Origin of the sequence: Rhizobium sp. L9 (genome assembly GCF_002531885.1) — a bacterium.
Taxonomy (GTDB): Bacteria; Pseudomonadota; Alphaproteobacteria; order Rhizobiales; family Rhizobiaceae; genus Rhizobium.
On sequence record NZ_NWSZ01000017.1, the window covers coordinates 207,638 to 215,996 of the forward strand.

Below are 8,359 nucleotides of genomic sequence, written 5' to 3' on the forward strand. Positions count from 1 at the left end.
CTACTGGAACAGCGCCAGCGTGCCGGCCATTTCCTCACGGATCCAGGCCTTGAAATCCTTGACCTTCTTTGGCTCGCGCGCGCCTTCGGCCGTCACAAAATAATGGCCGAAGCCGGTTTTCGCGCGAATGCCGAAGGGTGCCGCCAGCCGGCCTTCGGCCAGCGCGAAGGCGGCAAGCGTCTGCCAAGCGAGCATGACGCCCTGGCCGGCGATCGCCGCATCTAGGCAGAGCGAGGCGTCGTTGAAGACGTGGCGCGTCGACAGTGTCGCGCCCGACAGCCCTGCCTCGCGCATCCAGACTTCCCAGCTGAACATGGCAAGGCCATCAATGATGGCAGGCAAAGCGAGGATGTCGGCGGGCTGTTTCAGGTTCGCCGCCATTTCGGGCGAACAAACGGGAAAGACCTCCTGCTCCAGCAGCAGTTCGGCCTTCACATCGGGCCATTTGCCGGCGCCGACGCGGATGCCAATGTCGACGTCTGAGATCGCGGGATTGACGAGATTGGTCGTTGCATCCAGCCGCAGCTTGATGTCGGGGTAACGTTCGGCGAACCGATGAAGCCGATGGACGAGCCAGCGGGCGGCGAAGACCGGCGCCACCGAAATGGTCAGGATCGTATCGTCCTTGCGGCTTGCGATCGAGACTGCCTGCAAAAGACGGGCAAAGCCTTCGTCGAGCGCTGCAAGCACCGGCCGGCCGGCTTCGGTAGCGATCATGCCCCGGGCGGTGCGCTCGAAGATCACTTGCCCCAACTGCGCTTCGGCCTTGATCACCTGCTGGCTGACGGCGCCGACCGAAACGCCGAGCTCGTCTGCCGCCGCCTGCAACGAGCCGAGACGACCGACAGCCTCCAGCGCCCGCAGACCGTTGAGATGAACGGAATTCAGGTTCTTCATATAGTTTTTCTATAGCACCAGCACGGTAATCTCAATTGAAAATTCGGCTGCGGAAGCCGACATTTCCGGCATTGGCGATGCCGCTCGACTTCCATGAGCAACATGGATTGGCGATGCGGAAAGAGTGGCTCAGCGCCGGGTGCTCCCCATCATCGGCGCGACCGGGAAAGAGGAAGCACGTCATGTCACTGCTGAAGTTTTTCTTGAGGTCGGCCTTCGCTGCCGGCCGCCCACAAATTGTCGGAAACCAAACCTGGGAGGACGATCCGCTGCGGCACCCTGACGTCGAACGCATGTCGCTCCGCGAAATCGCCGATCTGCCATTGGGATTGGAGAATGTCCTCTCGGCCGAGGCCAAACCGCCGCTTGCGAAATGCGCGTGACCATCAGGCTTGGAATGCGGCTGCGATCCGCAGGAAGACGTCGATTGCCGTATGCTAGCTCGGCGGAGCATCGGGCCGTATCACCTATTTCCTCTGATTGCCGGGTTCTTCGCTGACGCCAACGCGATAGCGATAGACCATTTCCCAGCCCTTCCAGCCGTTGAACAGAAGAAGGGCGGTTGCGACCAGAGACAGCACCAATCCGGTCGGCACGATGAAGTCGCTGCCTTCGGCCATCCGCCGCCAGAGGTTGAAGGCCTCGATCAGGACGAGGACGATGTTGCCGATCATATGGAACCAGGCGTCGCGCAGCTCGCGAATGCGGCTGTCGCCGAAGAAGTCGATCAAGCCGGCAACGGCCGCCAGCGCCGCCACGACAAGGCCGGCGCCGAGCATCCAGTTCGTCGCAGCTGCCCAGGCTGGATCGCCCGAGCGGGCGTAGACGATGTCGACGACCAGCGTTCCGACGAAGGCCGCGACCGGGAACGGGATCAACATCGGGTGGATCGGATGACCGGCAATGCTCAAGGTACTCTTCGGGTTCATCCTATCTTGCTCCGATCTCTCTCAATGCGTCTTCGCTGTGGCAGCGATATGGTCGCTCTTGATCTCATATTGGGGCGACGACTCGGTGGCCCGACGCCGATGGCCTCCGAACATCAGAACGTCGCGCTTGTTCCCGGTCAGGGCGCCACGGTTGAAACCTCCGGCTGTGGACAAGGGCTGCCTGGCTCCGGGCCTTGCAAAAAGCGATCCGGCAGGACAAGCCTCTCTGCCAGTATGCGCCATGCGCGTCGATCGACAGCCATCAAGGAGAGCCCACCATGAAAGACGTCGTCGCTTTGGTCACCGGCGGGAGCCGCGGCATAGGGCGCGGCATTGCCCTTGCTCTGCTTGCCGAAGGCGCCACCGTTCATGTGACCGGCAGGACGCGTTTCGAGGCGGAGGCAAAGCAGGCGGGATCGCTTGAGGGGCTCGAGTTTGAAGCGGCAAAACTGCCGGGGCGCCTTTCCGTCCATCGATGCGACCACGCTAGCGACGCCGACAGCGAGCGGGTGGCCGAAGCGATCCGGGCCGGCGGCAGGCTGGATATTCTGGTGAACAATGCATGGCCGGGCTACGAACGTATGGTGGAAGACGGGGAATTCACCTGGCCCAGGCCATTTTGGGAGCAGCCGGTGTGGCGGTGGGAGGCGATGATTGGCACCGCGCTCAGGGGCGCTTTCATTATGTCGCGCGCGGTCGCTCCGTTGATGATCTCGGCGCGACGCGGCCTCATCGTCAACATTTCCTTCTGGGCGGCCCAGCTCTACGAAGGCAATGCGGTCTATGGCATCGCCAAGGCCGCCGCCGACAAGATGGCCGCAGACTTCGCCCATGAGCTGCGCCTCACAGTGTCGCCGCCGTTGCGCTTTATCCGGGGCTCGTCCGCACCGAAGCCGTTCTTGAGAACGCCGAGCATTTCGACATGAGCAATTCGGAATCACCTCAGTTCATCGGCGATGTCATTGGCGGGCTGTGGCGCGACCCGCTGCTCATGTCGAAATCCGGGCACGTGCTGATCGCCGCGGCATTGGCGCGGGAATACGGCATCGCCGATGTCGACGGCACCCGGCCGGTTCCACTTTGCGCTGCCGACTTTGCCGGGAACGCCGGGCCCTCTGCCGGAGCCAGCGAACTGGAAGACTGTTGAAATATCGAGAGCCCGATGATAATTGCTGCGTCGGGTCTGCAGTTCACCCAGGCATCGCCGTTCTTCGGAACTCGCTAAACCTGACAATAACCGAGATATGGACATCGATCCCGTGCCATGTCGGAAGGGCGATCACCGGTAATCCATCCGGAACGGCACGACCAAAGGATAGGTCATGTCCAGAAAACTCATTCCTCTGCAGGTGAGCGATGCGTCCTCATTTGCCAAGTCGCTGCGCCTCCAGCTCTCCGCCCACGAAGGGCTTCCATCTCACCTCCAATTCTTGAACATGCTGGCACGGGCTGCCGGTTGCGGCAATTTCCAGAGCCTGCGTGCAAAAGCCGGTCCCGCAGAGAGCGAGGGGCAGCTACCGGCATCCGTGCCTGCCGCCAATGTCGAGATCGACCGGAATCATATCGATCGCGTTCAGCGCAGCTTTGACGAAGAGCTCCGCCTAGTGCGCTGGCCCTCGCGGCGCATGGATCAGATCACAGCGCTTTGGCTTCTGTGGTCACAGATTCCCTCGACCACGGAGATGTCCGAGAAGGAGGTCAATGCTCTTCTTCGCGACAGGCACCTGTTTGGAGATCACGCATTGCTGCGTCGGGAACTCTGCGAGCTCGGACTGATGAGCCGGACGCGCGACGGCAGCGTCTACCGGCGCGTCGAACGGCCGATGCCGATACACGCATCGGCAATCCTCAGTCAGCGTTCCGAACGCCAAGCGAGCTGATGCCGACCTCCGCGGAAGCGCCTGATCGAAGAGAGCCTTCGATCAGGCGCCTCATTCTTCTTGCGTATCATCATCGCCGCCCTGCCTCTTGCGGCGCGGACGAAGATTGCCGAAGCCCATATAGTGATCGGCATCCGAGGTGTTCCATCGGCCTGCGAGGAAGATGATCGCAATGGCCGCGGCAACGATGAGCAAGGCGTAGATCTTGTCCATGCCTTCAATGTAGCGCAGGCGGAGATCGGTCAAGGTCGTGGCGATACAAGGCCGAAGTGATCGATCGAAACGCAACTTCAGCTTGAACGAATCCCACTTCGCGTTAGCCTGCGTTCTCAAGCCCATCGCCGCCCGAGTCGGCTCGCTTCATATCCGAGGGAATAGACATGCCGGCTTTGATCGAAGCACGGGGCGTCAGCAAGCGCTTCCGGCAGCACAAGAGATTTCCGGGTCTCATCGGCGCCTTCAAGACGCTGGTGACCAGCGAATATACCGAGGTTCAGGCCGTTTCCGATATCAGCTTCGATATTACGGCCGGCGAGGCCGTCGGCTATCTCGGCCCGAACGGCGCCGGCAAATCGACGATGATCAAGATGATGACCGGTATTCTGGTGCCCAGTTCAGGAACGCTTTCGGTGCTCGGCCGCACGCCGCATCTCTCCCGCATGGATAATGCGCGCGAGATCGGCGTCGTCTTCGGCCAGCGCAGCCAGCTTTGGTGGGATCTGCCGCTGATCGACAGCTTTACCCTGCACCAGCGCATCTATGATATCCCGGCCGCCCGCTATATCAACAATCTGGGCCAGTTCAGCGAGCTGCTCGACCTCTCGCCCTTCCTCGACCGGGCGGTGCGCCAGCTCAGCCTCGGCCAGCGCATGCGCGCCGAGATCGTCATGTCGCTGCTGCACGATCCGAAGATTCTGTTTCTCGACGAACCGACGATCGGGCTCGACGTGGTTGCCAAGGATGCGGTGCGGCGCTTTCTCGCCGAGATCAACCGGGAACGCGGCGTCACCATCATCCTCACCACTCATGATCTGCAGGACATCGAGACGATCTGCCCGCGACTGATCATGGTCGATCACTCCAGGCTGATCTTCGACGGCGAATTGCGCAGCCTGCGCGCCGCCCTCGGCTCGGCCCGGCGGCTGACGCTGGAATTTGCCAGCGACCCGGGGCCATTGCGGCTCAGCACGGCGTCGCTCGTCAGCGATGAGGGCCTGCGCAAGGAATATCTGATCGAGCGCGAGGACGTGTCGCTGGTCAAGATCCTTTCGGAGGTCGGCAGCGACCGCGACCTCAAGGATGTAGCGCTGCACGAGCCCGACATCGAAGAGGTCATCCGCACCTTCTACGAGGGCCGCAACGCCAGGGCCCGAGCCTCATGAGCACCTATCTCGCCTTCGCCCGCAACGCCCAGGCGCCCACACCATGAGCGCTTATCTGGCCTTCACACGCAGCGCTTTCCACGCGCAGCTCGCCTATCGCAACGAGGTCTGGGCCAATATATTCGGCAAGCTGGTGCAGGTCGTCGCCCGCGTCGCCATCTGGCTCGCCGTTTATGCCGGCGTCGGCGCGACCGTCGTCGACGGCGTCTCGCTGCAGCAGATGGTGACCTACGCCCTGCTCGGCGGCGCTGTCATGGGCGCCACCCGTCCGGAAAGGGTCATCGGCGAGATCGGCCGGTCGCTCAAAACAGGCGATATCGCCGTCTGGCTACTGAAGCCGCTTTCCTATCCGCTCTATCTCTTCGCCAATGAATGCGGCAGCTTTTCCTACCGCCTCGCGACGCAGGTGATCCCGACCGTCGCCTTCACCGCCTTGTTTTACGGCATGGTGGCGCCGGCGAGCCTGTTTCACGGTCTGATGTTTATCGCCTTCTGGGCGCTATCTTTCGTGCTGATCTTCCTGATGTCGGCGCTGTTCGGGCTGATCGCCTTCTGGCTGATGACGAGCTTCTCGCTGGACTGGATTCTCGGCGCCCTGCTGCATCTGTTCTCCGGCCTGCTGGTGCCCTTCTGGTTCTTCCCCGAGCCCTTAGCGACGATCGCCCGCCACCTGCCCTTCGCCTGGGTCGTCTATTATCCCAACGCGGTCTATCTCGGCAGGCTTTCCGTCGCCGATACCTGGCTGCATCTCGGCCTCGGTCTCGGCTGGGCCGGACTGTTCCTTTTGGGCGTGCTCTGGCTATGGCGCCTGGCCTCGCGCCGCATAACCGTGCAGGGAGGCTGATCGTGCTCCTCCATCACCTGCGCGTTATTCCGCTTCTGGTGCGCATGCATGTGCGCTCGCAAATGGAATATCGCGGCGCCTTCTGGCTCGACCGGCTTGCGCAGATCCTTTCCTATGGCAGCGTCTTTGCCACGATCGGCATCCTGCTTGCCCGCTTCCAGACGCTTGGCGGCTGGACCTGGCCGGAGCTGGCGCTGCTCTTCAGCTTTCAGCTGCTTGCCTATTCCCTGGGTGCGGCTATGAGCTTCGTGCAATTGCGCGATCTCGAGGAGCTGGTGCGGCTCGGCACCTATGATACGCTCCTGGTCAAGCCGTTCAGCCCCTGGGCCTATCTCGTCTTTTCCGGCCTCAATATCGGCTATGCCGGTCATATTATCCTGGCGGTACCGCTGCTCTGCTGGGCTGTCCTGTCGGTCGATTTCGCCTGGACGGCCGCGTCCGTGGAGTTCCTGCTGGCCGCGATCGCCAGTGCGACGCTGCTCACCGGTGCGATGATCACCATGATCGGCGCGACGGCTCTGATGTGGGTACGCTCGAACCACCTGTTCTCGATCTTCTTCGGCTTTTGGGAGCTGACGCGTTATCCGCTCAACATCTTCCCCGGCAGCATCCAGCTTACCCTGATCACCGCCGTGCCGCTGGCGCTGACCAGCTCGGTCCCGGTCGGCGCCCTGCTCGGAAAGCCGATCCCGATTCTCGGCGATTGGGCCGAGCCGGTGGCGCTCGCCGCCGGCCCGGTCTGGGTGCTCATCGGCATCGCCCACTGGCGCTACGCCACCCGCAAATACCAGGGCGCCGGCGGCTGATGATCGGCCAGCCGAGAACACCCTCATTGACCTGCCGCCCTTCCTCTCTTATATAGCTAGACAGTCTAGCCAGGAGCAGTTTTATGGAATGGCAATTGCAGGACGCGAAGAACCAGTTCTCGAAAGTGGTGCAGAAGGCGCGAGACGAAGGACCGCAAGTGGTCACCTTGCGCGGTGAGCGCGCGGCTGTCGTATTGTCCGCCGGCGATTACGACGCCCTGCGTGCCGGCCGTCCGACGCTGGTCGATGATCTGCTGGGCGGTCCTGCCTGGGACGATGATCTCGCCGATGCGGTTGAAGCGAGGGCCAAGAGTCCCAGCCGTGGCGTGACCTTCTGATGTATCTCGTCGATACCAATATCGTCTCTGAGGCGCGACGCAGCATGCCGCAGGCGGTTTCCTGGCTGCGCTCCGTCGATCCGCTGAGCATCCATCTGAGCGCGTTGACGCTCGGCGAGATCATGCGCGGCATTGCCCTCAAACAGAGGTCGGATCCGAAGGCCGCGACCCACTTAGCCGAGTGGCTGCGCAAGCTGCGCCACGACCATGGCAGCCGTATCCTTCCGGTGACCGATCAGATTGCCGTGGAATGGGGCCGCATCGCAGCAATCCGGCCGCGCGGCGACATTGATGGACTGATCGCTGCGACGGCGATCGTCCACGATCTCATCGTCGTCACCCGCAATGTCGGCGATTTCCGCGACACCGGTGCATCCGTAATCGACCCCTGGCAGACGTCAGCGTGAATGCAGGGGCGGCTACGACCGGCCCCGCATCACAGACGGGTTTTAACATCTCAGGGCGGATCAGCCCCGGTCATAGGCCAGCGCCCGCTGGACGGCGGGGCGCTGCAGCATGCGGGCGTGATGGTCGCTGACCTTTGCGAAACGGGCGGGATCGACGCCGTCGGACGGCAGCCAGTCGGTCATGACGAAGAGATAGGGATCGGCAAGCGAATAGGTCTCACCCATCACCCACGGGCCTTCGAACATCTTCTCTTCGATCAGCGTGAAGCAATCGGCCATATTCTGCGGCACCTTCGCCTTCATCGCATCGAGCGCCGCCGGCTCGTCGGCCCAGCGGGAGCCGCGCGGGCGGTGGGCATGGTTCACATGCACGGTCGAGCAGAGATAGCTGTTGAAGGATTGCAGCCGCGCCATTTCGAAGGCATCGCCGAGCGGCGCGAGCTTCGCGGCCGGGGCGCTTTCAGCGATGAAGCCGAGAATCGCCGGCGTTTCCGTCAGCACGCCGCGCTCGGTAACGAGCGCCGGCACCCGGCCCTTCGGATTGATCTTCAGATAGTCCGGCGAACGCTGCTCGCCGTCGCGGAAGTTGAGCTTTTTCGTTTCGAATGCAAGGCCGGATTCTTCGAGAGCAATCAGGCTTGCGAGCGCGCAGGTTCCGGACGCGTAATATAATGTCAGCATGGTTATCGACTCCCTTTCGGCACGTCTTATAGCGCGGGGATTGGTGCGCCGGAACCGGGGGAGATGGCGGTTGCCTAGGCTTTCGGGAGCCGGACAATGAACGGCGTGCCGGGAGGCTGCCCCTCATCCGGCTGCCGCCACCTTCTTGGATAAGAAAAATGTAGGATATTGATGCCTGCCGGGCGGGTGGCCGCC

Annotated in this window: 13 protein-coding genes; 9 read left to right on the top strand and 4 right to left on the bottom strand. The window is 62.4% G+C overall.

Features of this window, described 5'->3' with window-relative positions; translation table 11 throughout:
- On the bottom strand, positions 1-897 hold the full coding sequence (locus CO660_RS18350) for a LysR substrate-binding domain-containing protein (protein ID WP_097599919.1): 897 nt from the start codon (positions 895-897) through the stop codon (positions 1-3).
- Positions 898-1,079: 182 nt separating this feature from the next.
- On the opposite strand from CO660_RS18350, the gene CO660_RS18355 reads away from it, so the two are divergent.
- Positions 1,080-1,280, top strand: a complete 201-nt coding sequence (locus tag CO660_RS18355; protein ID WP_097599920.1) for a hypothetical protein — start codon at positions 1,080-1,082, stop codon at positions 1,278-1,280.
- A gap of 84 nt (positions 1,281-1,364) precedes the next feature.
- On the opposite strand, the gene CO660_RS18360 is transcribed toward CO660_RS18355, so the two are convergent.
- Positions 1,365-1,826, bottom strand: a complete 462-nt coding sequence (locus tag CO660_RS18360) for a DUF2231 domain-containing protein (protein ID WP_097599921.1) — start codon at positions 1,824-1,826, stop codon at positions 1,365-1,367.
- A gap of 278 nt (positions 1,827-2,104) precedes the next feature.
- Between CO660_RS18360 and CO660_RS18365 the strand changes: the two genes are divergently transcribed.
- The 3 genes from CO660_RS18365 to CO660_RS18370 all read left to right on the top strand — a co-directional run bounded on the left by CO660_RS18365 (position 2,105) and on the right by CO660_RS18370 (position 3,706).
- On the top strand, positions 2,105-2,752 hold the full coding sequence (locus tag CO660_RS18365) for an SDR family NAD(P)-dependent oxidoreductase (protein WP_245421341.1): 648 nt from the start codon (positions 2,105-2,107) through the stop codon (positions 2,750-2,752).
- A complete protein-coding gene (locus CO660_RS33870; protein ID WP_245421342.1) occupies positions 2,749-2,973 on the top strand; it encodes a hypothetical protein in 225 nt (74 codons plus the stop codon). The genes CO660_RS18365 and CO660_RS33870 overlap by 4 nt, the downstream gene beginning before the upstream one ends.
- A gap of 175 nt (positions 2,974-3,148) precedes the next feature.
- Entirely contained in the window at positions 3,149-3,706 is a 558-nt protein-coding gene (locus CO660_RS18370) for a DUF2087 domain-containing protein (protein ID WP_097599922.1), read from the top strand.
- 51 nt (positions 3,707-3,757) lie between these two features.
- Here the strand turns inward: CO660_RS18370 and CO660_RS18375 are convergent, their stop codons facing one another.
- Positions 3,758-4,045, bottom strand: coding sequence for a hypothetical protein (locus CO660_RS18375; RefSeq protein WP_097599923.1), 288 nt, complete (start codon positions 4,043-4,045; stop codon positions 3,758-3,760).
- A gap of 41 nt (positions 4,046-4,086) precedes the next feature.
- Here CO660_RS18375 and CO660_RS18380 point away from each other — a divergent pair, with 41 nt between their 5' ends.
- From CO660_RS18380 to CO660_RS18400, 5 genes are all read left to right on the top strand, one after another.
- The gene (locus tag CO660_RS18380) at positions 4,087-5,088 is read left to right on the top strand and encodes an ATP-binding cassette domain-containing protein (protein ID WP_097599924.1); all 1,002 of its coding nucleotides are present in this window, start codon (positions 4,087-4,089) and stop codon (positions 5,086-5,088) included.
- Between the two features lie 43 nt (positions 5,089-5,131).
- Positions 5,132-5,932 (top strand): ABC-2 family transporter protein, encoded by an 801-nt coding sequence (locus CO660_RS18385; RefSeq protein ID WP_097599925.1) that lies wholly within the window; start codon positions 5,132-5,134, stop codon positions 5,930-5,932.
- A gap of 2 nt (positions 5,933-5,934) precedes the next feature.
- Entirely contained in the window at positions 5,935-6,738 is an 804-nt protein-coding gene (locus CO660_RS18390; RefSeq protein WP_097599926.1) for an ABC-2 family transporter protein, read from the top strand.
- An 83-nt stretch (positions 6,739-6,821) separates the two neighbouring features.
- Positions 6,822-7,076 (top strand): type II toxin-antitoxin system Phd/YefM family antitoxin, encoded by a 255-nt coding sequence (locus CO660_RS18395; protein ID WP_097599927.1) that lies wholly within the window; start codon positions 6,822-6,824, stop codon positions 7,074-7,076.
- Positions 7,076-7,483 carry a type II toxin-antitoxin system VapC family toxin gene (locus tag CO660_RS18400; protein WP_097599928.1) on the top strand — a complete coding sequence of 136 codons (408 nt, stop codon included), beginning with the start codon at positions 7,076-7,078 and terminating at the stop codon, positions 7,481-7,483. Before CO660_RS18395 ends, CO660_RS18400 begins: the two co-directional genes overlap by 1 nt.
- Before the next feature lie 60 nt (positions 7,484-7,543).
- Here the strand turns inward: CO660_RS18400 and CO660_RS18405 are convergent, their stop codons facing one another.
- The gene (locus CO660_RS18405; RefSeq protein ID WP_097599929.1) at positions 7,544-8,164 is read right to left on the bottom strand and encodes a glutathione S-transferase family protein; all 621 of its coding nucleotides are present in this window, start codon (positions 8,162-8,164) and stop codon (positions 7,544-7,546) included.
- Between the last annotated feature and the right edge of the window lie 195 nt (positions 8,165-8,359).

Bases quoted from the DNA above. Each gene is read 5' to 3' on its own strand.
- CO660_RS18365 (WP_245421341.1), top strand. From the start codon at position 2,105: ATGAAAGACGTCGTCGCTTTGGTCACCGGCGGGAGCCGCGGCATAGGG.
- CO660_RS33870 (WP_245421342.1), top strand. From the start codon at position 2,749: ATGAGCAATTCGGAATCACCTCAGTTCATCGGCGATGTCATTGGCGGG.
- CO660_RS18395 (WP_097599927.1), top strand. From the start codon at position 6,822: ATGGAATGGCAATTGCAGGACGCGAAGAACCAGTTCTCGAAAGTGGTG.
- CO660_RS18380 (WP_097599924.1), top strand. From the start codon at position 4,087: ATGCCGGCTTTGATCGAAGCACGGGGCGTCAGCAAGCGCTTCCGGCAG.
- CO660_RS18350 (WP_097599919.1), bottom strand. From the start codon at position 897: ATGAAGAACCTGAATTCCGTTCATCTCAACGGTCTGCGGGCGCTGGAG.
- CO660_RS18405 (WP_097599929.1), bottom strand. From the start codon at position 8,164: ATGCTGACATTATATTACGCGTCCGGAACCTGCGCGCTCGCAAGCCTG.
- CO660_RS18400 (WP_097599928.1), top strand. From the start codon at position 7,076: ATGTATCTCGTCGATACCAATATCGTCTCTGAGGCGCGACGCAGCATG.
- CO660_RS18375 (WP_097599923.1), bottom strand. From the start codon at position 4,045: ATGGGCTTGAGAACGCAGGCTAACGCGAAGTGGGATTCGTTCAAGCTG.
- CO660_RS18360 (WP_097599921.1), bottom strand. From the start codon at position 1,826: ATGAACCCGAAGAGTACCTTGAGCATTGCCGGTCATCCGATCCACCCG.
- CO660_RS18355 (WP_097599920.1), top strand. From the start codon at position 1,080: ATGTCACTGCTGAAGTTTTTCTTGAGGTCGGCCTTCGCTGCCGGCCGC.
- CO660_RS18385 (WP_097599925.1), top strand. From the start codon at position 5,132: ATGAGCGCTTATCTGGCCTTCACACGCAGCGCTTTCCACGCGCAGCTC.
- CO660_RS18370 (WP_097599922.1), top strand. From the start codon at position 3,149: ATGTCCAGAAAACTCATTCCTCTGCAGGTGAGCGATGCGTCCTCATTT.